Source organism: Vibrio sp. 2033 (assembly GCF_033339735.1).
Map to the genome: position 1 here is coordinate 250,799 of NZ_JAWOVC010000004.1, position 25,925 is coordinate 276,723.

The window sequence follows — 25,925 nt, forward strand, 5'->3', positions numbered from 1 at the left end:
GATGAAGCAATAGAACTACCACTTGCTGCAACAAAATTAATGCTGTAGGACTGAGGTATTAAGCCGACCATAACTCTTTAAGCAGATAGGTAATTAGAAAAAGTTAAAATAAGCAGTGTCGAGCTTAAAGACATACTAACTATGGAGTGCTTCGATATGTTCTTTTTTCTAAGACTAAGTTATAAGTTGATTCTTCAGTATCAAGAGAGTATCCGTTACTTTTTGCAAAAACATCTGCTGCTAGTAGCGAGGGATAAAGAAGAAAAAAACTAGTTACCGATATAGTTAGGAATATCTTACTAGAGCTTTTAAACTCACTTTTAGTTAGGAAATTATTTGATTTTAATGTTTTTACGGACATTCTAGAGCATTCAAATAAGATCAAACTAGAGCCTATAATCAAAATATCAGCCTGATCAAAAGATGAATAACTTTCATTATTATAGATGTTAAGATAAAAGTCTGACAATCCATCAAAACCATATATTAACAGTGATATTGCTGATGCTAATAAAATTATTAAATAAAAAAACACTTGCGTTCGGTCGTAACTCCCTTTTTTCATCGTAACAAACCTCGCTGTATTTCTTGCGAGAAAATCATGCTTTGAGTTTTACGTTGAATCTCATTATATTCTTCTTTTGCTCTTCTCTTTGCTTCTATATCTCTTTGCTTTAAGTAAATATCTATAGAGGCTATTAACTTCTGTGTTAAACCTCGTTTATCATTTTCTCTATTCAATAAAAGACCTACAGCCGAGCTTATCAAAATAGCCCCTAATAATGGGCCAGCACTTAAAGTTACAACACTGCCACCCACTGCTGCGGCAAAGTTTACAAATATAGCTGCTGCAGCTGACGATAACCCGATAGTGATTATATCACTAGCTAAAGTACCAAATAGTTTGGCTAAGGTTTGACGGTCATTGAGGAAAAAGTCAATCACTCTGTATGTGGATATTAAGATAATTGTTATTATGCCCCCACTTCTAATGGATTGTAATGCCCCTTCTGGTCCAACAGCGAACTTTGCCACAGTTGGAGTGGGAAGAAATTTTCCTAATCCAGAAAGCTTTGAGTGCATAGCAGGGGAGCCTGTGAGTATGATATGTGGAGCTCCAGAATAATTTTTAACGATAACAGAGCTATTATTTCCGTACAAATAGTTTGATAAGTTGGTTATAAAAACTAAGTCCTGTCCTGTAGCATAATAGTTTGCTGTATTTTCAAACATTCCCTTTATCTTTTCCCAACGTTCTAATTTCGCTTTATCTTTTACATTGTTCTTGACAACGATATCGAAGCTCTCGATAGATAAGATAATGGTTTCTTGATTTCGATGTTGATGATTTGATTTATAAAGTGGGTAGGTGCTTATACTACCACTATTTTTTGAGGATTGATGTCGTGATAAAGGGTAGTTGCTAGTCATGTATTTTCCTCAGATATCGGGCCTTGAGAGCTGACAATGTAAACTCTACATGCTGAACAGAACTTTCATATTCGTCTAGTTTTATATTTAAAGGTAAGCGTTTGATCTCATTATCAGGAATAGATTTGTGACAGTGATTCAATTCTTTCTGACAACTAAATTTTATATAAAAGTTTGGAGTCAAGTTTAAGCATTAATTCTATGAAAATTAGGAATAGATTGGTGTCTTGACTTTCCATTGGTAGTTTTGTGAATAAGTGCTACCGTTTCTTCCTCTTTGATACCTCTTCAAAAAGGAAGTGTAGTGGAAATCACGGTTGAGATTTTGTTGGCCTTATTTTTGGTTGCGACTGCCGCAGGCTTTATTGATGCGATGGCTGGTGGGGGAGGGCTCATTACGCTCCCTGCGCTTTTGGCTGCGGGGTTGAGTCCGACTCAAGCTCTAGCAACCAATAAGTTACAAAGTTCGTTTGGCAGTTTCTCTGCTAGCTGGTATTTCGTGCGTAACGGTATTGTCAGCCTAAAGGAAATGCGTTTCGCGATACTCTGTACTTTTATTGGTGCAGCGATCGGTGCCGAGGCTGTGCAGTTTATTGATGCTAGCGTACTCACCAGTTTGATCCCTGTTCTTTTGATAGCCATTTCCCTCTATTTTTTACTCGCGCCAAGTACGAGAAAAATCGATGGAGAACCAAAGTTATCTGAAGCGATGTTTGCGCTATGCATTGGTGGCGGGATTGGCTTCTATGATGGCTTTTTTGGCCCTGGGACTGGATCTATTTTTACTGTTTGTTTTGTTGCACTAGGTCACTTTTCTTTGGTCGAAGCCACAGCTAGAACCAAAATCCTCAATTTCACGTCAAACATAGCGGCACTACTCTTTTTTATCTTAGCTGGGTTGCCAGTGTGGAAGCTTGGCTTAACTATGGCTGTTGGCGGTTTTCTTGGTGCTCAGTTAGGGGCGAAGGTCGTGGTAAGTAAAGGGCAAAAATGGATTCGTCCTCTTGTTATAGTAATGTCGATGCTTATGGCAACGAAACTTCTTTGGCAACAACATCTGCAATGGATTCTGTCAGTGCTTTAACTCGTTCGCTACGATATGTGCTGTGACGTAAGCAGATATGTATTGGTCGAACTAACTGATCTAGCTCTTCAAAGTCATAGCAGAACTTAGATGTGATATTAAGTGTCGTTAGGATAGATTTAGGGATTAAAGCAGGAGCCATACCTCCCAAAGCCAGTTGTGCTGCCGCAGTATACGAATCCATTTCCATCAAAGGTTCGATTCCGTGTTTGGATAAAATAGCTTGTTGATATGTGTTGGCAGGGTTAGTTAGGTCATTGGTCAAAATAGCTTTAGGTAGTTGTGAAAGTGAATGTCGGCTGACAATTGAGAAAGGTTCATCGGCGAGGTGAAGGCTCATTAATCCATGATGAGGTGGTAGATAGCCAGCGCAAAATCCCAATGTTGCTTTGCCTGATTTCACATTCTCAATAATGCGTGGCGTATGATTGGTCGATATTCGTATGTACTGATCATGGGCAAAGTGTTCTGCCATGATCATGCTGAGGTATCCAGCGACTAAGGTTTCAGAGCAGTCTATCTTGATCAAAGAAGTATCTTCTATTTGTTGTTGATCATAGATCTGACCTCTTAACTCATTGAACGTGGGTTCTATTGTGTTTATGAGGGCAAGGCCATCGGAGGTCAGCTTTATGTGCCGACCATTTGGCTCTATCAATTTTTTTCCTAACTTCTTCTCTAGATTTGAAATACGTTTACTCACGGCAGACTGACTAATATAGAGTTGACTGCCCGTGCGGCTCATGGTTTTTTCTTTACTGAGGACAAGTAACGTTTCAATACCTTCAAGCAACATAATGATTAATGAAAGTTAGGAATGGTTGAGATAATTTAGCGAATTGCCCAAGAATTGGCGAATCAAATGAGCATAAATGAGAGGAGCCGACACTTGGTCGACTCCATGATGAGTGATGTTGTTGGTGTTTAACGGTTAATGGCGAAAGTTGGCAGGGATAGATGCCAACGAATCGCACCGAGACGTATAATGAGCGTTGAGATTACACCAGCGAGCAAAGCCGTTGAGTGGTCATAACCCATGTTTACCGCCATCGTATGGAAGATGCCGCCAATAATACATGCCGTAGCATAGACTTCACTTCTTAATACCATAGGAACTTCGCGAGCCAGCACGTCTCGTATAATGCCACCGCCACAGCCAGTAATAACCCCCATTATCACCGCGACCATCCCAGAAGCATTGTAGGCGAGTGCCTTTTCTACTCCTATTCCTACAAATACAGCGAGACCGATGGCATCACAAACGGGTAATACCCACCATGAGAGTCGCTTGGGTCTTCGAATAACAAGCATGGTTAGTAGACACGTAACAAATATCACCCATAAGTAAGTCGTATCTGTTATCCAAAATACGGGAGTGGCACCAAGCGCCATGTCTCGGATTGTTCCGCCACCTATAGCAGTCACACTGCCGAGTACGATAACGCCGAATGGATCCATTTTTAAACGGCCAGCCAGTAATACGCCAGAGATAGCGAAAACAGCGGTACCGAACAAATCGATCATATAAAGCAGCATGGAGTCCATGTTACTTAGTACCTTTAAATAGTGTGAGAAAAAATGGTCGGAAATTGTACGGTATTTGCCACGAAATCGTTAGCGTTTTTGACGAACGCTTTTAAAGTGCTCACACACTTCCTTGATCGCGTTCAATGTGCGTGGTGTCGGACGGTTAATCCAATCAGAGTTTAGGGACCAGATGTGTTTGTTTTTAAGGGCAAGAAGCTCATTACTCCACTCAGCCCACATACCATCGTTACTCATTGCGTGACGAGAAGTAAAAATAACCTCTGGCTGGCGAGTAATGACTTGCTCGATGCTAACTTGAGGATAAGGCGCGCTGGATGCGGCGAAAATGTTCTCACCACCGCAAAAAGTAAAGACTTCACTTGGCCAGTTCTTTCCAGCGACAGTGATGATAGGCTTTTCACTCAACTGATAAAAGTAACGAACTTTCTCGTTCGTGTTGTACTGTTCTTTTAGTGTACTCAGCTGCGTTCTAAAATCTTCAGCGGCCTTTTTTCCTACTTGTGGAGTTTCGCTGTATTGGCTGAGTTGCTCGATATTATTGGCGATATCTTCTAATGAACCTGTAGTGGAGTAATAGATAGGAATACCGAACTGTTTAATTTTCTCCAACTCTTTAGCGGGGTTTCCGGCTGGCCAAGCAATCACTAAGTCCGGTTGAAGAGCAATAATGCGCTCTAATTTAATTCCTTGATAATTTGAGACTCTTTCTAGCTGCTTTGCCTGTTCTGGATAATCGCTCATTTCGCTGACAGCAACAAGCTGGTCTCCTAGCCCTGCAGCAAAGGCAATTTCGGTGGCATGTGGAGCTAAACTTATAATGCGTTGAGCGGGTTGAGCGACGGTCGCTGTCGAAACAAACAGCGTTAATGCGAAGCATAATTTATTCATCATAATCCTTGATAAATTATTCCTAAAAGCAAACTTTGGATTGCGATCCAAGCCAGGACGCGCCAAACGAGCAGCGTATGTATTTGTGAAAGGTGAATAGCCGATGGCGCAATGCGCCCACCGATTTTTGCGCGCTCTGCACGCACACCTTGATAGATAGCAGGGCCGCATAAAGACAGTTGTAGTTTGTGTCCGATAGTACATAACACCCAACTAGGTCCTGGTAAGGGCCAAGACTTCGCTTGCTGTTGTATTCCAGAGAGCACATTACTTGTATTCTTTCCGGCAGCTAAAAGTATGGCAAAGAGACGAAGTGGAATAATATCCAGAGTAGCAACCAGTTGAACCACAGGTTTACCAAAGGGCAAATATTGGCGTCGGCTAGGGGACCACACTCGCGCTAATTCTGTTGTGAGTCGATACATTAACGCACCAATACCACCTGTTAGTGCGTACCAAAATAGCACACCGATCACGTTGCGGCTGTATGCCATAATCAGGGTTTCTGAGCCAGCTTTACCTATGCCAACGAGCGAGAGGCTACCAGTATCGCGATTAAGATATGGTTGCAGTAATGCTCGACATTGGGCTTTGTCTTCCGAAGAGATACTTGTGACGAGCTGTTTCGTTAACGTTTCGCTGTTGCGCCAGTCTAGCGCAAGGATCAATAGAACCAGTTCATATAAAGGGATTTGCCAAACAAATGGCTTTACTGCAATCAGTAATATCAAGCAAGGAAACAGCATCAAGCCTAATGCAAGACTGCCTGAGATTACACTCTGTGAGTAATTGTGATTATTGTTCACTTTGTTAGCTAGCTGCTCTGCTAGCTTTCGCCATAAAGTGATGGGGTGCGCTGAATGGGGGATTGGCACTAAAAGGTGCAAGATCAGTGCACCCCACATAATGAGGAGCGCACCGTTGGCATAAAATGACTGAAAAACTTCTTCCATGAATGAGTCGTTTACTTAATGAGTTCCAGCATTTTGAATACCATTTCGGAAGAGCTTTTTGCTGCTAGAGGCAGGAACTCATCAAAGCTCATTGGTGATTCTTTATCAGCGACATCAGAGATTGCACGCACAACAACAAACGGTGTGTTGAATTGGTGACAAGTTTGAGCGATAGCAGATGCTTCCATTTCTACAGCGATAACTGACGGGAAGTGTTTACGAATAAACTCTTGACGCTCAGCAGTACAAACAAACGCATCGCCAGTACAAATTAGGCCGCGAACCGCATGAGTGTTTTCCATTTGTGCTAGGGCTTTTTCGGCTAAGTCCATTAGCTTGTCATCCGCTTTGAATGCAGCTGGTTGACCGGCCATTTGGCCAATCTCATAACCAAAAGCGGTTACGTCTGCATCGTGATGACGAACTTCTGTAGAGATAACTACATCGCCAAGGTTTAAGCTTGAATCGAAACCGCCAGCAGAGCCTGTGTTAATCACAACGTCTGGTTGGTATTCATCAAGAAGGATTGTCGTGCCCACTGCCGCTGCAACTTTACCGATGCCCGATTGTAGTACGACGACTTCAACATCGTTAATTTGACCAGAGAAAAACGTACAACCTGCTTTATTTACAGTTTTGCAGTTTGTAATTGCTTGCTTCAGGATGGTCACTTCTTGTTCCATCGCACCGATGATACCAACTTTCATAACACTCTCTTTAGGTAAATATTTTAGTTGGCCGAGAGTATAGCACTCCCCGTTGGCAGTTTTCTATTTGATGAGCTTAGCTTGAGTGAGCTTTTCTCGTAATTGATCGGCGCGCTTTCTGTTTACGCCAAAATCAGAGTAGCCCACACGAGATTCCGAGCGCACAATCAGTTGGTCTCCTGCTATTTTTAGTTCGAGGTCATCCACGAAGCGCATGATTTTAGATGTGCACTCGATACGAAGGTAGTTGCTTTCTTTCACCGCGGTTTTCGCGCCTGGCAGTTCAAGCGCAACTTGCTCAATAGCGTCGATGTTCGCTGAATCCACTAAGATGAATGGCGTTAGGTTGTATTTTTCTCGCGTGTCTTGGGTGGAGACGCAGTTTGGTTTGTCACCACAAGGTGATTGAGAACGATCCGTCATGGTTGTGACTCCTTGGCTACAAGCGGTTAAGCCGAGCAAAGTAATGGAAAGGAGAGCGGCTTTTTTCATTGGTTTTATCCCTTATCATAGGAATTTAATTATATGTAATAAAAGAAAAAAGGATCCAATAGTAGGATCCTTTTTGAGACGTTAACAGTGATTAAACTTCGAGGTAATCGAGAATGCCTTCTGCCGCTTTTCGTCCTTCATCAATTGCGGTTACGACAAGATCAGAACCTCGTACCGCATCGCCACCCGCGAAGATCTTTTCGTTGCTGGTCTGGAACTGGAACTCTTGCTTAGCTGGGGCTTTGATACGACCCCATTGATCCAAATCGACATCAAACGGTGCTAACCAGTCCATTTTGTGCGGCTGGAAACCAAACGCCATGATAACAACGTCTGCTGGTAGAACGTGCTCGCTGCCTTCAACGGGCTCTGGACGTCGGCGACCCGCTTCATCAGGTTCACCAAGTGCGGTTTTCACCACTTTGACCCCCGAGACTTTGCCTGACGCATCCACTTCAACTCCCAAAGGCTGAAGGTTGAACATGAACTTCACGCCTTCTTCCTTTGCGTTTTTTACCTCGCGACGAGAGCCCGGCATGTTGGCCTCATCACGACGATAAGCACAAACTACGTTGGAGGCACCTTGGCGAATTGAGGTACGAACGCAGTCCATTGCTGTATCACCACCACCCAGTACGACGACTTTCTTTCCTGCCATATCGATAAAGGGTTGGTTACTCTCAAGATCCATGACTTTGTAGGTGTTCGAAACTAAAAATGGCAGCGCGTCATACACACCCGGCGCATCTTCATTATCTAGACCTGCACGCATGTATTTATAGGTGCCAACGCCCAAGAAAACAGCATCGTATTCATCAAGCAGCTCTTGCATTTGGACATCTTTGCCTACTTCCATGTTCATGCGGAACTCGACGCCCATTTCAGTGAACACACGGCGGCGGTTTTCCATCACGCCTTTTTCAAGCTTGAAGGAAGGAATACCGAAGGTCAGAAGGCCTCCAATTTCAGGGTAGCGGTCAAACACGACTGGCTTAACGCCATTGCGCACTAGGATATCCGCGGCAGCCAAGCCAGCTGGGCCTGCTCCAATGATTGCAACCTTTTTATCGGTCCACTCCACCTTGGACATATCTGGCTTCCAGCCCATTTCAAACGCTTTGTCGGTAATGTACTTTTCTATGTTACCGATGGTGACGGCACCAAAGTCATCATTAAGCGTGCATGAACCTTCACATAGGCGGTCTTGAGGACAAACGCGCCCACATACTTCCGGTAGGCTATTGGTTTGATGCGATAGTTCAACCGCTTCAAGAATACGACCTTCATTGGCAAGTTTTAACCATTGAGGGATGTAGTTGTGGACTGGGCATTTCCATTCACAATATGGGTTGCCACAATCTAAGCAGCGATCCGCTTGTGCAGTCGCCTGTTGTTTAGTGAACGGTTCATAGATTTCAACGAACTCGATCTTACGAACTTTTATAGGCTTTTTCGCAGGATCTACACGCTGCACATCGATAAATTGATAAACGTTCTGGCTCATGATTCAAACATCCTCCATGATTACTGTGCTTGAACACGCAGCTCTGCGGCACTGCGGCTCTGGTGACCAAGTAGCGTGCGAAGATCTGCCGCTTGTGGTTTCACCAAATAGAACTTTGGAATCCATTCATCAAAGTTCGCCAAAATATTTTCTGCATGACTCGACCCTGTTTCTTCAAGGTGTTCCGCAATTAGGCCACGCAAATGTTCTTGGTGGATGTAAAGATCGGACAATGAGATGGCTTCGACAGACTCAGTATTAACTCGACCTTCAAAGCTTTGGTTCTCATCCAGAACATAGGCAAAGCCTCCAGTCATACCCGCGCCAAAGTTCACACCTGTCGCACCAAGAATGGCAACAATACCGCCAGTCATGTACTCACAAGCGTTATCGCCAGCACCTTCAATGACGGCTATCGTACCTGAGTTTCGTACGCCGAAACGCTCACCTGCTTTACCGGCTGCAAATAGTTTACCGCCGGTCGCGCCGTACAGGCAGGTGTTACCAATGATAGTTGCTTCATTGCATTTAAATGCGGTGCCAAGGTGAGGTTTGATAACCACTTTACCACCCGCCATGCCTTTGCCCACGTAGTCGTTCGCATCGCCCGTGAGGTAAAGCTCTACACCACCTGCGTTCCAAACACCAAAGGACTGACCTGCGGTGCCGTCAAGATAGATTTTGATAGGGGAAGCCGCCAATCCTTGGTTGCCATAGCGTTTTGCTATTTCGCCAGATAAGCGTGCACCAACAGAACGATCAGTGTTGATGACATTGTAGAAGAAACTTGCCGATTGACCGTTTTCGACCGCATGCATGGCATCATCAATGATCTTTTGGTTGAGCTCAGCTTTATCAAACGGTTTGTTTGGCTCTGTCCAAAATAGCGGATGACCCTCAGGTGATACTGGAGCTTCTAGAATATTGGATAGATCCAGCTTGGTCTGTTTCGCTGTAAATCCCTCTACTGCCTCAAGTAAATCGGTACGACCAATCAAGTCCGTCAGCTTTTCAACGCCAAGTTCTGCGAGTAATCCGCGCACTTCGTCTGCCAGGCCGATGAAGTAATTCATCACCATTTCTGGTAGACCTTTGAAGTATTCTTTACGCAGTGTCTCGTCTTGAGTCGCAACCCCAGTTGCACAGTTGTTGAGGTGACAAATTCGTAGGAACTTACAACCCATAGCGACCATTGGCGCAGTACCAAAACCGAAGCTTTCTGCACCTAAAATTGCGGCTTTAACTACGTCTAAACCAGTCTTTAGACCACCGTCTACCTGTAGGCGGATCTTATGACGCAGACCATTAGCTACCAGTGCTTGTTGTGTTTCTGCCAACCCCAACTCCCAAGGGCTACCAGCGTATTTTACCGAAGTTAATGGGCTTGCTGCGGTACCACCGTCGTAACCCGAAATGGTAATAAGATCAGCGTAAGCCTTGGCTACGCCCGTTGCGATGGTGCCGACACCTGGCTCGGAGACGAGTTTTACCGAAACCAGCGCATTCGGGTTGACTTGTTTAAGGTCGAAGATCAGCTGGGCCAAATCTTCAATCGAATAGATATCGTGGTGCGGAGGAGGGGAGATCAGAGTCACGCCTTGTACCGAATAACGCAGTTTTGCGATTTCTGCGGTGACTTTGTGTCCTGGTAGCTGTCCACCTTCACCCGGTTTCGCACCTTGTGCCACCTTGATTTGTAGTACATCCGCATTAGTTAGGTAATGCGGCGTTACACCAAATCGGCCAGAAGCAATCTGTTTGATACGTGAGTTACGCTCAGTACCGAAACGGCGAGGATCTTCACCGCCTTCACCCGAGTTAGAGTAACCACCAAGACGGTTCATCGCCGTTGCAAGTGCTTCATGCGCTTCTGGGCTAAGTGCGCCAATGGACATTGCCGCTGAGTCAAAGCGTTTGAACAGTTCAGTGCGTGGTTCTATTTGCTCAAGTGGCAGCGGTGAGTCTGATTTTTTCAGCGACATTAAGTCACGCAGCATGGCAACAGGGCGTTGGTTTACCTGCTTAGCAAAGCTCTGATAGTCGTTACTTTCGCCAGATTTAACGGCCTGTTGCAGCGTGCCGACGACATCCGGGTTGTAAGCATGATACTCACCTCCATGGACGTACTTTAACAAGCCGCCATGATCAATCGATTTGCGTTTCGCCCATGCTTTACGAGATAAGTTTGTAAGATCTTGCTGGAAGTCGTCAAAATTCGCGCCTTCAATTCGAGTTGTGACGCCTTTAAAACACAGATCGACCACATCTTGGCTCAAGCCAACTGCTTCAAACAGTTGTGAGCAGCGGTAAGAGGCGATGGTTGAGATCCCCATTTTCGACATGATCTTGTACAGGCCTTTGTTGATGCCGTATTGGTAGTTTTGCATCACATCGCGGTAGTCTTTCTCTAGTGCTTTATCATCAATCAGTTTACCTAACGCTTCATAAGCAAGGTATGGGTAAACCGCAGTGGCACCAAAACCAAGCAAGACGGAAAATTGGTGTGGATCACGGGCTGTTGCGGTTTCGACAACAATGTTGGCATCGCAACGTAAGTTCGCGTCAATCAGACGAGTTTGAACGGCGCCGACTGCCATTGCTGCCGGAATTGGTAACTTACCTTTGATCAAGGCTCTGTCCGAAAGAACCACTAAAACCGTGCCTTCACGAACGACTTGCTCTGCTTGCTCACACAGATCATCAATGGCTTGTTTGAGATCTTTCTGTTGTGGATCGTAGTTGATATCGAGAATGGTATTACGGTAATGATCGTCACTCAGCTCTAGTAGTTGCTGCATGTCTGAATAGAGCAGTACTGGAGAATCAAAGGTTACACGATGCGCGTGGCCATCGGTTTCACAGAAGACGTTCATCTCTTGGCCGATGCTGGTCGCCAGCGACATGACGTGTTTCTCACGCAGCGGATCGATTGGTGGGTTGGTGACCTGCGCGAACTTCTGACGGAAGTAATCAGTCACCAAGCGCTCTTTCGAAGAAAGAACCGCCATCGGGGTGTCATCACCCATCGAACCGACGGCTTCTTGCCCCATATCACCGAGGACACGCAATACTTGATCGACTTCTTCATTGCTCATGGCAAACTGCTTTTGATAAGTCTTAAGCAAGTCTTCATCAAAGCTGCGCTCACCTACTTGATCTTCAGGCAGCTGAGAGAACGGTGTTAGTTTGCGAACGTTGTTCTCCATCCATTCGCGATAAGGGTGACGAGATTTCAGGTCATTATCGATCTCGCTAGACTGCCAAAGCTTACCTTTACGAGTGTCGATGACGAGCAATTCCCCCGGACCTACACGACCTTTTTTGGCAACTTCATCTGGGGCGTAATTCCAAATCCCTACCTCAGATGCCAGAGTGATCAGCTTGTCTTTGGTAATTATATAACGCGCAGGACGTAGACCGTTTCGGTCTAGGTTACAAGCAGCATAACGACCATCGGACAGTACGATACCTGCTGGGCCATCCCATGGTTCCATGTGTTTGGAGTTGAAATCGTAAAACGCACGCAAATCCGGATCCATATCCGGGTGGTTTTGCCATGCTGGCGGTACGAGCATACGCATGGCACGGAAGATATCCATGCCGCCAGCTAAAAAGAGATCTAGCATATTATCTAAGCTAGACGAGTCTGAGCCTGTCTCGTTCACAAACGGTGCTGCAGTTTGCAGGTCAGGCAGCAGTGGTGACGAGAACTTATAAGCACGAGCGCGTGCCCATTGTCGGTTACCTTCAATGGTATTGATCTCACCATTATGAGCAAGGTAGCGGAACGGTTGAGCTAATGGCCAACGCGGTTGAGTGTTGGTAGAAAAACGCTGGTGGAACAGACAGATAGCAGATTCCATACGTAGATCGGCAAGATCAAGATAAAAGCGCGGTAAGTCCGCAGGCATGCATAGGCCTTTGTACACCAAAACTTGAGTCGATAAGCTACAGATGTAGAAATCCGGATCTTCGGTGATTTGTTTCTCGATGCGACGGCGTGCGATGTAGAGACGACGTTCAATGTCGCGTTCGCGCCAACCTGCCGGTGCAGAGACAAAGACTTGCTGAATATTTGGAAGCGAGTTGGCCGCAATTGGACCGAGTACTTCTGAATTAGTTGGTACTTCACGCCAACCAGCCACAGTTAGCGTCTCTTGCGCCAGTTCTTTGTTGACGATGTCTTTAGCGAGTTGAGCTTTGACTGGATCTTGGTTGAAGAAAATCATCCCTACGGCGTATTGCTTGCCAAGGTTGAAACCATTTTCTTCGGCAATAAGACGTAAATAGGAATCGGGCTTTTGTAATAGAAGACCACAACCATCACCAGTTTTACCATCGGCGGCGATACCACCACGGTGAGTCATGCGGTCAAGTGCAGAAATTGCTGTACGTACCAGCTTGTGGCTTTGTTCGCCTTCCATATGCGCGATCAAGCCAAATCCACAGTTGTCTTTCTCAAGACTTGGATCATAAAGAGCCATTGCAATTCTCCCTTTGCTTATCCGTCATCCCGACAGATATATCAACACTGCTTACGTTGATATCGATGACTAACTATGCGTCATCTTTATAGCTTTATGTATAATTATTCAGTAAAAGTTGTGAAATATTTAACATTTTTTGAGTGTTTTATTTTCATCAACTTCACAAGCTATAGCTTATTGTAAAAAAGGTCAAGTTATTAGTGGATCATCACGTGAATATACGATTTACCATTTAATAAGCTAAAATAGTTTAATAATTTCAAATAGATAGAAAATTGATTGTTACAAAAAAGTAACATTTGATTCTGTGGGAGATAAAAAAGACCAGCATAAAATGCTGGTCAAAATAGAAAGATTGGAAGGAATTGTTTTCTTTCTTCACCGATAGCCATCGATATTGCTGATGGCTATTAGGCAATTGAAAGAGAGAAGCATGACTGCTTCGTTAAGCAGAAAGCATCAGTGAATCTGCTTTTGCTTCTAGGTTTGTGCCACCCATTAGATAATCATCGATAGCACGGGCACATTCGCGGCCTTCATTGATACAACGAACCACCAAAGATTGGCCTGTTCGCATATCACCAGCAGCAAATACGCCTTCTTGGTTAGTAGCAAAATCTTGAGTTGCTACGTTACCGCGATCGTCTAGTGCGATATCCAGTTGAGCAAGTACGCCTGTTGGTTCAGGGTGTAGGAATCCCATCGCTAGAAATGCCATATCACATGGAATCACACGCTCGCTGCCTTCTACTTCTTTGAAGCTTGGACGCTCGCCAGGTTTTGCATCTTGCCAAACGATATCAGCTAGACGAAGACCGGTAACTTCACCTTTGTCATTGCCGATGAACTCTTTGGTTAAGATGTTCCAGTGACGATCAACACCTTCTTCATGAGACGTCGAAGTACGTAGGATCATCGGGTACTGTGGCCATGGCATATTAGCAGGGCGTTTCTCTGGTGGAATCGGCATGATTTCAACCTGAGTGATGCTTGCTGCGCCGTGACGGTTTGATGTACCTACACAGTCAGAACCCGTATCACCACCACCGATAACGACAACGTGTTTACCCGCGGCGTGAAGTTCTTCACCCTTAAGATCCATGTCGTTGGCACGGCGGTTATTTTGACCTAGGAATTCCATTGCGAAGTGAACGCCTTTTAGTTCACGACCCGGAACTGGCAAATCACGAGGAACGGTTGAACCACCCGTTAGTAGAACCACATCGAACTCTTGACGCAGCTGCTGAGCATTCACATCAACACCAACATGTTGGTTAACTTTGAATTCAATACCCGCTTCTGCCATTAGGTTGATCTTACGATCAATCACATCCATACCCAGTTTGAAATCTGGGATACCAAAACGTAGCAGACCGCCTACTTTCTCGTCTCGCTCGAATACTGTCACAGTATGACCAGCGCTGTTTAACTGCTCAGCCGCCGCAAGGCCAGTAGGGCCCGAACCGATGATCGCAACGGTTTTGCCAGTTCGAGAGCGTGGTGTTTTTGGTTTGGCGTACCCTTCACGATAAGCCGTTTCCACGATGGTTTTCTCGATATTACAGATAGTGATTGGATCTTGGTTGATACCAAGTACACAAGCACTTTCACACGGAGCAGGGCAAACACGACCAGTGAACTCTGGGAAGTTATTGGTTGAGCTTAGAATGTTCCATGCTTCTTCCCAGCTATCACGATAAACCGCGTCGTTAAACTCTGGGATGATGTTACCGATAGGGCAGCCGTTATGACAAAACGGCACACCACAATCCATACAACGAGAAGCTTGAGTATTGATTTTGTCACCAAACTCCTCGTTCAGGACGAACTCTTTGTTGTTCTTGATGCGTTCAGCTGGGTCGATCTTCTGTGGTAGTTCACGACCATGCTCTAAAAATCCAGTAGGCTTACCCATTATACGGCCTCCACTTGAGTTTCGTTTCCTTGAGACTGTGCTTCAGCTTTACGCTTTTGAAGAACCGCTTTGTAGTCACGCGGCATTACCTTAACCATAGAGGCTAGGCTTGCTTCAAAGTTGTCTAGGAAAGACTGAGCGACTTCACTTCCTGTGAATTGAACATGCTTAGTTAGCATGTCGAGTAATAGATCTCTGTCTTCTTGCTCGATTGGATCTAGGTCTACTAGCTCTGGGTTCAGTTTTGACTCAAAGTCACCTGATCTATCCCATACGTAAGCCACGCCGCCACTCATACCAGCGGCAAAGTTACGACCTGTTGAACCAAGGATGATGGCTGCACCGCCAGTCATGTATTCACAACCGTGGTCACCGACGCCTTCTACTACTACTTTCGCGCCTGAGTTACGAACACAGAAACGTTCACCAGCCATACCGCGAATGAAAGACTCACCCGAGGTTGCACCGTAGAAACACACGTTACCAACCACGATGTTGTCTTCCGCGACAATGCTTGATTTTGCATCTGGGTAAAGTACTAAGGTACCGCCAGATAAGCCTTTACCCCAGTAGTCGTTCGCGTCGCCTTCTACTTCGAACTTCACGCCCTTAGTTAGGAATGCGCCGAATGACTGACCCGCAGAACCTTTGAACTTCACGTTCATTGGCTGAGGTAGACCGGCATCTTTGTACACTTTCGAGATTTCGTTCGACAACATGGTACCTGCAGAGCGGTCCGTGTTAACGATAGGGAACTCGGCATTCACCGCTTCGCCTTTCTCGAGTGCAGGAATCGCTGCTTGAATCAGCTTACGGTCTAGCACTTCTTCCAGGTTGTGATTCTGCTGAGCTTGGTTGAATACACCATCAGCTTCACGTGGTTGCTCAACGTGGAGAACAGGAGACAGATCTAGGTTCTTATATTTCCAGTGAGAAATGTCTTGGCGAATCTTCAGCTTCTGACCTTGACCGACCATTTCATCGATAGTGCGGAAGCCAAGTTCAGCCATGATTTCACGTAGACCTTGTGCCATGTATTGGAAGAAGGTTACGACGTCTTCTACGCGGCCATCAAAGCGCTCGCGAAGTGTCTTGTTTTGGGTCGCGATACCAACAGGACAAGTGTTCTTGTGACACTTACGCATCATGATACAACCTTCAACCACTAATGCTGCGGTTGCTACGCCCCATTCTTCTGCACCAAGTAGTGTTGCCACTGCAAGGTCGCGAGGTGTCTTCATCTGACCATCCGCTTGAACCACGATACGGTTACGTAGACCGTTCTTCAGTAGCGTTTGGTGCGTTTCTGCCAAGCCAAGTTCCCAAGGAAGACCGGTATGGCGGATTGAAGACATTGGTGATGCACCTGTACCGCCGTCGAAACCTGCGATTAGTACAACGTCCGCTTTCGCTTTCGCTACACCAGAAGCGATCGTACCTACGCCTGCTTCTGATACCAGCTTCACGTTTACACGGCCTGCGCGGTTCGCGTTCTTCAAGTCGTAGATAAGCTGAGCCAAATCTTCGATTGAGTAGATATCGTGGTGTGGTGGTGGAGAGATAAGGCCAACGCCCGGAGTCGAGTGACGTGTTGCACCGATCCAGTCATCTACTTTATCGCCTGGTAGCTGACCACCTTCACCTGGCTTCGCGCCTTGAGCCATTTTGATTTGCAGCTCTTCAGCGTTAGTTAGGTAGTAAGAGGTTACGCCGAAACGACCTGAAGCCACCTGCTTGATTGCAGAGCGTTCCCAATCGCCGTTCTCTTTGAGCTCGAAACGCCTTGGGTCTTCACCACCTTCACCAGAGTTCGATTTCGCGCCAAGACGGTTCATCGCAACAGCTAGTGTGGAGTGTGCTTCGTAAGAAATAGAACCGAATGACATTGCACCCGTCGCGAAGCGTTTCACGATGCTTTCAATTGGCTCGACTTCGTCGATAGAGATAGAACCAGCAGGGTTCTTAATGAACTCAAGTTGACTACGCAGAGTTACCGCGTTGTCGCCTTGCTTATCTACAGCAGTCGCGTATTGCTTGAACTGATCGTAGTTCTTGTTGCGCGTAGACTCTTGCAGTAGAGAAATAGTTTCTGGGTTGAATAGGTGCTTCTCACCACGCTGTTTCCATTGGTAAACACCACCAACATCCAGCATTTGAATTGGGATTTCGCGTTGTGGGTAACCGATGCGGTGACGGATCAGTACTTCTTTGGCGATATCATCAAGGGTGAGACCTTGGATACGAGAAACTGTACCTGTGAAGTATTTGTCGACCACTGATTTGTGGATGCCCAAGGCTTCGAAGATTTGCGCACCATGGTACGACTGTAGCGTTGAGATACCCATCTTCGAGAAGATCTTCAGAAGACCGCCATTGATCGCTTTACGATAGTTGTTGAACAGATCGCGAGGGTTCGCTTCTGGATCCAACTTCTTAGTACGTTGAAGCTCAATGATGGTTTCAATCACTAGGTATGGGTTAACTGCATTCGCACCGTAACCAAGTAGCGTTGCAAAGTGGTGCGTTTCACGTGCGTCACCGGTTTCAACCACGATGTCACACTTCGCACGCAGACCTTTACGGATCAAATGGTGGTGTACTGCACCAACCGCCAGCATTGCTGGGATCGCCGCGTGGTTTGAGTTCACTGCACGGTCAGTTAGTAGGATGATTGAGTAACCATCGATAACCGCGTCTTCTGCATATTGGCAGATACGTTTTAGTGCTCGCTCAAGCTTGCCTTGATCTTCATTGGCTTGGAACACGATATCCAGCGTCTTCGCTTGCAGGTGCTCGTTATCGATCGCACGCAGTTTTTCAAGCTCTGAGTTCGCCAGAACAGGTGATTCTAATTCTACTTTCTGACAGTGAAGTGGTGTTTCAGTCAGAAGGTTTTGGTCTTTACCCAAGTAAGTGTTCAGCGACATAACCATACGCTCACGGATCGGGTCGATCGGTGGGTTAGTTACCTGTGCAAACAGCTGCTTGAAGTAGTTTGAAAGATGCTGAGATTGATGAGATAGAACCGCAAGAGGCCAGTCGGCACCCATTGCTGATAATGGTTCTTTCGCGTCATTCGCCATTGGAACGATGATTTCGTTCACTTCTTCAGTGCTTACGCCAAACGCTTGTTGGCGGTGTAGAAGGTGTTCTGGCTTAGGTTGGCTGAACTGGTTGCTCGCATCTGGCAGCTTCTTCAAGCTCAGTAGGTTTTCTTCTACCCACTTCTCGTAAGGCTGCGCTGTTGCAATGGTGTCTTTCACTTCTTCATCGGAGATGATGCGACCTTGCTCTAGGTCTGCAACGAAGATACGACCTGGTTGTAGGCGACCACGGAACTCAACGTTTTCTGGTTCTATATCCACAACACCAGATTCAGATGCCATCACTAGGAAGTTATCTTTGGTCACTGTGTAGCGAGAAGGGCGCAAACCGTTACGGTCTAGTGTCGCACCAACTTGAACACCATCAGTAAAACATACGGAAGCCGGGCCATCCCATGGTTCCATGATGTTCGCATGGTACTGATAGAACGCGCGACGCTTAGGATCCATGTTTTTGTTTTCTTGCCATGCTTCCGGAATCATCATCATCAATGCGTGTGGCAGGCTGCGACCAGACAGAACTAGGAGCTCAAGTGCCATATCGAAGTTAGATGAATCCGAGCTGCCTTCCTGACAGATTGGAAGAAGCATGTCGATTTCAGCCTGAGTAAACAGGTCTGATTCTAGGATTGCTTCACGGGCTTTCATCCAGTTCAAGTTACCGCGAACTGTATTGATTTCACCGTTGTGGGCAATGTAACGGAAAGGCTGTGCAAGACGCCATTTCGGGAAGGTATTGGTAGAGAAACGAGAGTGTACCAGTGCCAGTGCAGTCACCATGGTCGGGTTTTGTAGATCAAGGAAGTACTGAGGTACTTGCTCGGTCGTTAACTGACCTTTGTACACCAATGTCTTGTAAGACATGGAGTTAATGTAGAAGTCGTCACCAATGTTCGAAACGCTTTCTAGGCAAACACGTACAGTATAGTTACGAAGTACGTACAGTTTGCGTTCTAGTTCTTCAGGTGTGATGCCAGGGCCACCAGAGATAAACACATGCTCAAACTGAGGCTCTGTGCTTAGTGGGTCTGCACCGATCATTGAGTTATCGGTTGGTAAAACGCGGTAGCCGATAACTTCAAGATCTAGACGCTGTGCATTACGTTCTAGAATGTCACGGCATTGCTCGCGTTTGTATTCGTCTTTCGGGAAAAGAACGACACCAACACCATACTTTTCAAACGAAGGCAGTTTAATGCCTAGCTTAACGGCTTCTTCTAATAGGAATTCATGAGGTTTTTGTAGCAAGATACCCGCACCGTCACCGCTGCATGGGTCACAACCTTGACCACCACGGTGTTCCATGCGAGCCAGCATATCCAATGCTTGAGTCACTACTTCATGAGATTTACGGTTTTTAAGGTGAGCAACAAAACCGATACCGCAAGCGTCATGCTCCAGTTCCGGAGTGTACAGACCCTGTGGATTTTGCTCTCTATCTACCATAGATACATCCTTCCAGTTCAATGTCGACGCAAAAGTACCGGGCAGCAAATACTACCTAGACTATTGATTACGTCTTGTCCTTTATATTTATTATCGCCACCGATCTAGGTTGACCGGTCTTGATTCCTTTCCGTATCTCGCAGGAAAAGTTTTGCGAGAAAAACAATCCTTGGTGGTATCCCTTTATTTATTATCACTATCTAGTGATTTATATAGGTAGGAGTGGGATAACACCGACAAATCCCGCAGTGTGCTTTGTAATAAAAGTCACAAAAATAACGGGGTTGTGTAAGTATCCTACAATTTTGTCACTTCAGAATGCAATGAAAAAGTCGGCGTTGTGACCCAATTTTTTCGTTTAATTATGCATTTTTAGTTTAACATTTACGCAACATGAACGATTTTTGCCTTTAATTATGCAAGTTTATTGATTTTGACCCGCATGATGGGTGTTTGAATTGATTAATATTGTGTGTTTTTTCTTGCAGGGATGTAATTTATTTACACAGATCGTAGTGAGATTGATTACGATTTATTGTTGGTGAGAATTTATGCAGTTACATGAGTTGGTCAATACAATCGGCCAAGATCTTCAGCGTCGATACGGTGAAAAGGTTCATAAGTTAACATTGCACGGTGGATTTAGTTGCCCTAACCGCGATGGCACGATTGGGCGGGGAGGATGTACATTTTGCAATGTGGCTTCGTTTGCAGATGAAGAAGTCCAGATAAAAAGCATTCACGAACAGTTAAAAGATCGCGCAGGTGAAATTCACAGAGCGAAGAAGTATCTCGCTTATTTTCAGGCCTACACCAGTACCTATGCAGAAGTACAAGTTCTCAAAAACATGTATGAGGAAGCACTAAAGGCTGCAGACATGGTTGGTCTTTGTGTGGGGACGCGTCCTGATTGCGTCCCTGATGCGGTATTGGATTTACTGTCGGGCTATGTACAGCAAGGTTATGAGATTTGGCTAGAGCTAGGTCTTCAAACTGCCAACAATGACACCCTCAAGCGTATCAACCGTGGTCATGATTTTGAGTGTTATGCCGAAATCACTAAGCGTGCGCGAACACTCGGAATCAAGGTTTGTACTCACTTAATTGTGGGTTTACCCAAAGAAACCCGCGCCGAAAATATTGAAACGCTGCAAAAAGTGTTGGCCGTGGGAACGGATGGCATCAAGTTACATGGCTTGCATATTGTCGAAGGTAGCACCATGGCGAAAGCTTGGCGTGCTGGAAAGCTAGAAGCCCCTGAATTAGAAGAATATGTTGCGATCGCCAGTGAAATGATTCGTATGACACCACCAGATGTGATTTATCATCGCGTTTCATCAGCAGCCAGGAGGCCCACGTTATTATCGCCTCTGTGGTGTGAAAACCGTTGGCTAGCGATGACGGAAATTGGTCGAGATCTCAGTGCTCATGGTGCTCAAGGGAGTCTTACGGGGAATACCTTTATCTATACTAAACCGGAATTAATAGCAGATCGCTCAATAAATAACTGATATATTTTAACCAGTGTTCTTTGAAGGTTTAAACGATGGATCAGTTACTCAATTGGCTTTGGGGTGGTCAAGGCGGTTATGGCTATGTCGTCTTGTTGTTAATCGCAGGCGTGTGCGCGTTAGCACTGATCTATTTGCACTTTCAGACATCACTTAAGCAACTAGTAACGGATTCTCCCTATCCAGTCATAGTGGTGGACACTAGCCATGCTCAGCTCTTGCTATCTAACCAGGCTGCGATGCAGTTGTTAGGCATTCGCTCTTTGGGAACGGGGTATTTGTATCCTGCTTTATTCGATATTCATGAGCTTGAGCAGTTTCTCGAACGCTTCTCTAGTCGTCATTTTCGTCAGCAGGCTTTTGACTGGCGACTATCTGATAGTGAATCTATTAAAGTGGAGCTGTCAGGCAGAAAGAGTTTATTGCGCAATCATCGAGTTTGGATTCTTTATGCTCAGCCATATCAAGCCACTCACCAAGAGCAGCAACAAGAACTTGCCCAATTAATCATCGCACGTTCGGCATTAGACTCACTTTCAGAGCTGATTTGTACCCAAGACCGCCAAGGCAATCTGTTAACGACCAATCGAGCATTTGATCAATTCTGGCAAGGGCGAAGGGAAGAAGCTTGCGCATCCAAGGCCTTGGGTGAGATGACCAGAAAAAGCGAACGTAAATGGACAACGGATCCACAAGGTCGAAGTTGCTTATTGGAAGTCAATCAAAACTCTCTTGTTTCGCCGAGTGGTGAGCTTATCGGTACGCTGTCTATTAGTCATGACGTGACTGAATGGCACAAGATGCAACAGAATCTGCGAGATGAAATGGAGCGTCGCAAAGATACTGAGGTGGCGCTAGCGCAAAGAGATACTATCTTACAAACGATTCTGGATGCCAGTCCGGACTCTATTGGTATTTTCAATGAGAACATGGTCTATCAAGCGTGTAATCAGCCTTTTGTTAAGGCGTTAGGCATTTCAAAAATTTCTGATTTGATAGGTAAGCGCCTCCAAGACGTTATTCCTAAAGAGATGTACGCGCGCTTAGCAGACAGTGACTTAGAAGCATTACGCCAGTTAGAGCCAGTTCGATACATAGATAAAGTCGTGAGTAGTGATGGTAAAAGTACGTGGTTTGATGTGGTGAAATCGCCTTTTAAAGATAAAGCATCAGGAACGAATGGTGTGCTGATCATGGCGCGTGATATTTCTGAGCGTTATCTTGCAGAACAAAAGTTGGAAAAAGCCAACCTAGAGTTAGAAAAATTGAGCTTTATGGATAGCTTAACTCAAGTATCGAACCGACGCCGTTTCGACGAACAACTGCAGGTATTGTGGTACCACCATGCTAGAGAAAAGCTGCCGCTCACCATCATGTTATGTGACATCGACTTTTTCAAAGATTACAACGACTGCTACGGTCACCAACAAGGTGATGAAGCGTTAGTCAGTGTCGCTACCGTGTTTACACAAGTCATCAATCGTTCTTCGGATTGTGTTGCGCGTTATGGTGGCGAGGAGTTTGGTTTTATATTGCCGAATACCACCACGGAAGGTGCGCGCAACGTAGCGCAGCGTATTCATGAGAAAATTCTACAGCTTGATATGGAACACGACAGTTCAGAAGCATCTGAACGCCTTACCGTCAGTATCGGTCTGGTCTCTTACATTCCTCAGCATGGTGATGAACCCGAAATGGGCATCGCTATGGCTGACAGTGCGTTATATCAAGCTAAAGCTGATGGACGTAATCGCACCTGTATTCACCCCAGTTCTTGCTAACGCTTTGTGACCGCTTGCTCTAAGTTGATAGCTGATTGTTTAAATCACCGTATTAAACACGTTAAACTTACAGAAGCCTGTGCGCTCGTTGGTTTATCTTTCTATCTCGTGTCACAAGCGCAGATCGCACCGTGTGTTTTTCACTAATCAAACAGACCTAAATTGCGTTAGGTCGAGTGCATTTACCTGTTTTTCATCATCGAATGGCGCTATCTAGCCACCACCATGGAGTAGTTAATGAAACCCATGAAAAATCTCGCCCAGTATTATGTCGACTTGCTAGTCAAACTGGGGATTGTTCGCTTCTCTATTTTGCTAGCCCTTGCGCTGGTGGCATTAGCTGTTGTGGTGCAGGTAGGGATTACTTTAGCTCTTAAAGGGCGAGTAGATGATATCGACATTGTCCGTTCGGTGTTTTTTGGTCTATTGATCACCCCTTGGGCGGTTTACTTCCTCTCTGTGGTTGTCGATCAACTAGAAGAGTCTCGCCAGCGTTTAACTAAGCTGGTGTCCAAACTGAAGGACATGCGTTCGCGAGATCAAGAGCTGAATTACCAACTTCAACAAAACATTGAAAAGCTTAACCAAGAAATTGAAGAGCGTATTAAAGCGGAAGAAGCACGTGAAGAGGCGATGCAAGACCTCGAAAATGAGGTGTTCCAACGCGAACGTACTCAATTAGAGTTGGCAGAACGTACCGCATTACTGCGTTCATTTATTGATGCCTCACCAGACTTAATTTACTACCGCAATGCGGATGGTGTTTTCTCTGGCTGTAACCGCGCGATGGAAGAGCTAACGGGCAAGAAAGAGCACCAGTTAGTCGGATTAAGCCCTTGGGATGTGTATAGCAAAGAAATCGCCGAGCATATCGTTGATACTGACCAAAAGGTTTTTGCCGATAATCAAGCGATTACTTACGAGCAATGGCTCGAATACCCAGATGGTCGCAAGCATTACTTTGAGCTTCGTAAAGTGCCATTTTACAGCAAAGATGGCCGCCACCTTGGTCTCGTTGGGTTCGGTCGTGATATCACTGAACGTAAGCGCCATGAAGAGTCGTTAGAGAAAGCAAGCCGCGACAAAACTACCTTCATCTCAACCATCAGTCATGAGCTGCGAACGCCGCTGAATGGCATTGTAGGCTTAAGTCGTATGCTTCTAGATAGTCCGTTGACAGAAGAGCAGCGTAAACACATGCAGACCATCAATGTGAGTGCGATTACGCTAGGTAACATCTTCAACGATATTATCGATATGGATAAATTTGATCGCCGTAAGTTAGAACTATTACCTGCGCCACTTAACTTCGAAGACTTCGTCGCAGAGATTGAGAGTATCTCAGCTCTGATGGCGGAACAAAAAGGGTTACGCTTTGATTTAGAACGTTTAAGCGACTTGCCAAAAGCAATTGAAGTGGATGCAACCCGTCTACGTCAGGTGATTTGGAACCTAGTCAGCAACGCAATGAAGTTCACCAAAGAAGGTGGCGTTGTGATGACAGTGAGTGCGGATGTCGAAGACGATTTTGCGACCATTATTATGGAAGTGGAAGACACAGGTATTGGTATTCCAGACGAAGAGCTAGATAAGATCTTTGCGATGTACTACCAAGTGAAATCAGGCAAGGACAACCTGCATGCGGTCGGTACAGGTATTGGTTTGGCGGTATCTAAGCAACTGATCAATATGATGGATGGTGACATTACGGTTACCAGTGAGGAAGGCTTTGGTAGCACTTTTACTGTATCGATCCACGTTCCGATTGTTGAACTAGCTGAGCCAGTCATTGATGCGAAACGCGACAATGTGCGCCTCAACATATTTATGGTCGAAGACATCGAGCTTAACGTAACTGTGGCTAAATCGTTACTTGAGAGCCTAGGGCACTCTGTCACCGTGGCAATGACGGGCCAAGAAGCGTTAGTGAACTTTGTGCCAGAAAAATACGACTTAGCGTTGTTGGATATCCAACTGCCTGATATGACGGGCTTTGATGTCGCCAATTATTACCGCAAGCATTATAACAATCTTCCTCCATTGGTCGCCTTAACTGCTAATGTAATGAAAGATCGTCGTGAATACTTAGATAACGGCATGGATGATGCGATCAGTAAGCCGCTGGCAGTGAATGCTATTCAGTCAGTGATTGATAAATTCTTCGCTCACCAGTTAGAACAACCTAAGGAAGTGGTGAGCGGTCCCGAAACAGTGGAAGAGCCAGTGCCTTCTCCTGTGATTGAGACACATTTGCTCGATATGGATATGTTAGAGTCTTACGTCGACATTGTTGGTGCAAAACCTGTCTACGACAGCATAAAAATGTTTGAAGATATGATGCCAGACTATATCGATGTCTTAGATTCGAACATGACAGCGAAAGATCAAGATGGGATTGTTTCTGAAGCGCATAAAATCAAAGGTGCTGCAGGTTCAATTGGCCTGAAACGTATCCAAAGTGTGGCGCAAAAAGCACAATCGCCCGATATGCCTGCATGGTGGGAAAACATTTCAGACTGGGTTGAAGAGATCAAAAATGAATACCAAAACGATATTCAAGTCCTCAAAAGTTGGTTGGAACAAAGGAAATAACATGAAAAGAATCGCACCATTGGCGTTAGTCATGGCATTGATGGCAGGCTGTAGTTCCGTTCCAAATGTGAATTGGCAACAAAACAGTCAGATTACGATTAATGAGGTTAATGTTGAGCTCAAAAGTAATTTATGGGTTAACCTCATGCCGAATATTGGGGACGTGGAAGAGCAAAGTATTCAAGGTGCACTTTACCTCGAAGGAGATCAGTTACTTCCTGCAAATCTAACGGCAGAAGCTCTTATTATTAAACAGGGGCAAAAAGAGTGGTTGGTGGACAGTGCGTCTTTAGATACTCGAACGCACAGTGAAAGCCGATGGGAGGTGGCGTTCGCGTCTCACATTGATGTGAACACAGAAAAATCGGTTGATATCGCAGTGCTTCTAGACGATGCGGGTAAACAGCGTTGGTTAGTCGAAAAGTACGTGAAGATTAACAAGGTTTATTAACCGCAATGATGTTGCATTAGTCGTTAGACCT

17 protein-coding genes are annotated in these 25,925 nt (G+C 45.5%); 5 read left to right on the top strand and 12 right to left on the bottom strand.

The window, feature by feature from the left end; translation table 11 throughout:
- Nucleotides 1-139: 139 nt before the first annotated feature.
- Nucleotides 140-565, bottom strand: coding sequence for a hypothetical protein (locus R7P74_RS08675; protein WP_017633621.1), 426 nt, complete (start codon nucleotides 563-565; stop codon nucleotides 140-142).
- A complete protein-coding gene (locus R7P74_RS08680) occupies nucleotides 562-1,431 on the bottom strand; it encodes a hypothetical protein (protein ID WP_017633622.1) in 870 nt (289 codons plus the stop codon). Before R7P74_RS08680 ends, R7P74_RS08675 begins: the two co-directional genes overlap by 4 nt.
- Nucleotides 1,432-1,735: 304 nt before the next feature.
- Between R7P74_RS08680 and R7P74_RS08685 the strand changes: the two genes are divergently transcribed.
- Nucleotides 1,736-2,515 (top strand): TSUP family transporter, encoded by a 780-nt coding sequence (locus R7P74_RS08685; RefSeq protein ID WP_318122808.1) that lies wholly within the window; start codon nucleotides 1,736-1,738, stop codon nucleotides 2,513-2,515.
- Here R7P74_RS08685 and R7P74_RS08690 read toward each other — a convergent pair.
- From R7P74_RS08690 to gltB (R7P74_RS08735), 10 genes are all read right to left on the bottom strand, one after another.
- Nucleotides 2,457-3,311, bottom strand: coding sequence for a LysR family transcriptional regulator (locus tag R7P74_RS08690; protein ID WP_017821479.1), 855 nt, complete (start codon nucleotides 3,309-3,311; stop codon nucleotides 2,457-2,459). The genes R7P74_RS08685 and R7P74_RS08690 overlap by 59 nt on opposite strands.
- Before the next feature lie 128 nt (nucleotides 3,312-3,439).
- On the bottom strand, nucleotides 3,440-4,060 hold the full coding sequence (locus tag R7P74_RS08695) for a TRIC cation channel family protein (protein ID WP_005387377.1): 621 nt from the start codon (nucleotides 4,058-4,060) through the stop codon (nucleotides 3,440-3,442).
- A 69-nt stretch (nucleotides 4,061-4,129) separates the two neighbouring features.
- On the bottom strand, nucleotides 4,130-4,951 hold the full coding sequence (gene btuF / locus R7P74_RS08700) for a vitamin B12 ABC transporter substrate-binding protein BtuF (RefSeq protein ID WP_025768416.1): 822 nt from the start codon (nucleotides 4,949-4,951) through the stop codon (nucleotides 4,130-4,132).
- On the bottom strand, nucleotides 4,951-5,904 hold the full coding sequence (locus R7P74_RS08705; protein WP_025768417.1) for a cobalamin biosynthesis family protein: 954 nt from the start codon (nucleotides 5,902-5,904) through the stop codon (nucleotides 4,951-4,953). The genes btuF and R7P74_RS08705 overlap by 1 nt, the downstream gene beginning before the upstream one ends.
- A gap of 11 nt (nucleotides 5,905-5,915) precedes the next feature.
- Nucleotides 5,916-6,611 carry a 5'-methylthioadenosine/S-adenosylhomocysteine nucleosidase gene (gene mtnN / locus R7P74_RS08710; RefSeq protein ID WP_005381837.1) on the bottom strand — a complete coding sequence of 232 codons (696 nt, stop codon included), beginning with the start codon at nucleotides 6,609-6,611 and terminating at the stop codon, nucleotides 5,916-5,918.
- Between the two features lie 63 nt (nucleotides 6,612-6,674).
- Nucleotides 6,675-7,103 (bottom strand): DUF1499 domain-containing protein, encoded by a 429-nt coding sequence (locus tag R7P74_RS08715; protein WP_025768418.1) that lies wholly within the window; start codon nucleotides 7,101-7,103, stop codon nucleotides 6,675-6,677.
- Nucleotides 7,104-7,194: 91 nt separating this feature from the next.
- Entirely contained in the window at nucleotides 7,195-8,607 is a 1,413-nt protein-coding gene (locus R7P74_RS08720; protein ID WP_005381833.1) for an FAD-dependent oxidoreductase, read from the bottom strand.
- Between the two features lie 20 nt (nucleotides 8,608-8,627).
- On the bottom strand, nucleotides 8,628-13,091 hold the full coding sequence (gltB, locus tag R7P74_RS08725; RefSeq protein ID WP_318122809.1) for a glutamate synthase large subunit: 4,464 nt from the start codon (nucleotides 13,089-13,091) through the stop codon (nucleotides 8,628-8,630).
- Between the two features lie 448 nt (nucleotides 13,092-13,539).
- Nucleotides 13,540-15,009, bottom strand: a complete 1,470-nt coding sequence (locus R7P74_RS08730; protein WP_225473427.1) for a glutamate synthase subunit beta — start codon at nucleotides 15,007-15,009, stop codon at nucleotides 13,540-13,542.
- Nucleotides 15,009-19,559 carry a glutamate synthase large subunit gene (gene gltB / locus R7P74_RS08735; protein WP_318122810.1) on the bottom strand — a complete coding sequence of 1,517 codons (4,551 nt, stop codon included), beginning with the start codon at nucleotides 19,557-19,559 and terminating at the stop codon, nucleotides 15,009-15,011. Before gltB (R7P74_RS08735) ends, R7P74_RS08730 begins: the two co-directional genes overlap by 1 nt.
- A gap of 551 nt (nucleotides 19,560-20,110) precedes the next feature.
- On the opposite strand from gltB (R7P74_RS08735), the gene R7P74_RS08740 reads away from it, so the two are divergent.
- From R7P74_RS08740 to R7P74_RS08755, 4 genes are all read left to right on the top strand, one after another.
- Nucleotides 20,111-21,070, top strand: a complete 960-nt coding sequence (locus R7P74_RS08740; protein WP_017633631.1) for a TIGR01212 family radical SAM protein — start codon at nucleotides 20,111-20,113, stop codon at nucleotides 21,068-21,070.
- A 35-nt stretch (nucleotides 21,071-21,105) separates the two neighbouring features.
- A complete protein-coding gene (locus tag R7P74_RS08745; protein WP_025768422.1) occupies nucleotides 21,106-22,851 on the top strand; it encodes a sensor domain-containing diguanylate cyclase in 1,746 nt (581 codons plus the stop codon).
- A 237-nt stretch (nucleotides 22,852-23,088) separates the two neighbouring features.
- Nucleotides 23,089-25,443 (top strand): aerobic respiration two-component sensor histidine kinase ArcB, encoded by a 2,355-nt coding sequence (arcB, locus tag R7P74_RS08750; RefSeq protein WP_005381826.1) that lies wholly within the window; start codon nucleotides 23,089-23,091, stop codon nucleotides 25,441-25,443.
- A gap of 1 nt (nucleotide 25,444) precedes the next feature.
- Entirely contained in the window at nucleotides 25,445-25,894 is a 450-nt protein-coding gene (locus R7P74_RS08755; RefSeq protein ID WP_158159562.1) for a hypothetical protein, read from the top strand.
- Nucleotides 25,895-25,925: the final 31 nt, after the last annotated feature.

Coding starts and splice junctions, on each gene's coding strand:
- R7P74_RS08690 (WP_017821479.1), bottom strand. CDS start 3,311: ATGTTGCTTGAAGGTATTGAAACGTTACTTGTCCTCAGTAAAGAAAAA.
- R7P74_RS08755 (WP_158159562.1), top strand. CDS start 25,445: ATGAAAAGAATCGCACCATTGGCGTTAGTCATGGCATTGATGGCAGGC.
- gltB (WP_318122809.1), bottom strand. CDS start 13,091: ATGGCTCTTTATGATCCAAGTCTTGAGAAAGACAACTGTGGATTTGGC.
- R7P74_RS08695 (WP_005387377.1), bottom strand. CDS start 4,060: ATGGACTCCATGCTGCTTTATATGATCGATTTGTTCGGTACCGCTGTT.
- btuF (WP_025768416.1), bottom strand. CDS start 4,951: ATGAATAAATTATGCTTCGCATTAACGCTGTTTGTTTCGACAGCGACC.
- R7P74_RS08740 (WP_017633631.1), top strand. CDS start 20,111: ATGCAGTTACATGAGTTGGTCAATACAATCGGCCAAGATCTTCAGCGT.
- R7P74_RS08720 (WP_005381833.1), bottom strand. CDS start 8,607: ATGAGCCAGAACGTTTATCAATTTATCGATGTGCAGCGTGTAGATCCT.
- mtnN (WP_005381837.1), bottom strand. CDS start 6,611: ATGAAAGTTGGTATCATCGGTGCGATGGAACAAGAAGTGACCATCCTG.
- R7P74_RS08675 (WP_017633621.1), bottom strand. CDS start 565: ATGAAAAAAGGGAGTTACGACCGAACGCAAGTGTTTTTTTATTTAATA.
- R7P74_RS08745 (WP_025768422.1), top strand. CDS start 21,106: ATGGATCAGTTACTCAATTGGCTTTGGGGTGGTCAAGGCGGTTATGGC.
- R7P74_RS08680 (WP_017633622.1), bottom strand. CDS start 1,431: ATGACTAGCAACTACCCTTTATCACGACATCAATCCTCAAAAAATAGT.
- R7P74_RS08715 (WP_025768418.1), bottom strand. CDS start 7,103: ATGAAAAAAGCCGCTCTCCTTTCCATTACTTTGCTCGGCTTAACCGCT.
- arcB (WP_005381826.1), top strand. CDS start 23,089: ATGAAACCCATGAAAAATCTCGCCCAGTATTATGTCGACTTGCTAGTC.
- R7P74_RS08705 (WP_025768417.1), bottom strand. CDS start 5,904: ATGGAAGAAGTTTTTCAGTCATTTTATGCCAACGGTGCGCTCCTCATT.
- gltB (WP_318122810.1), bottom strand. CDS start 19,559: ATGGTAGATAGAGAGCAAAATCCACAGGGTCTGTACACTCCGGAACTG.
- R7P74_RS08730 (WP_225473427.1), bottom strand. CDS start 15,009: ATGGGTAAGCCTACTGGATTTTTAGAGCATGGTCGTGAACTACCACAG.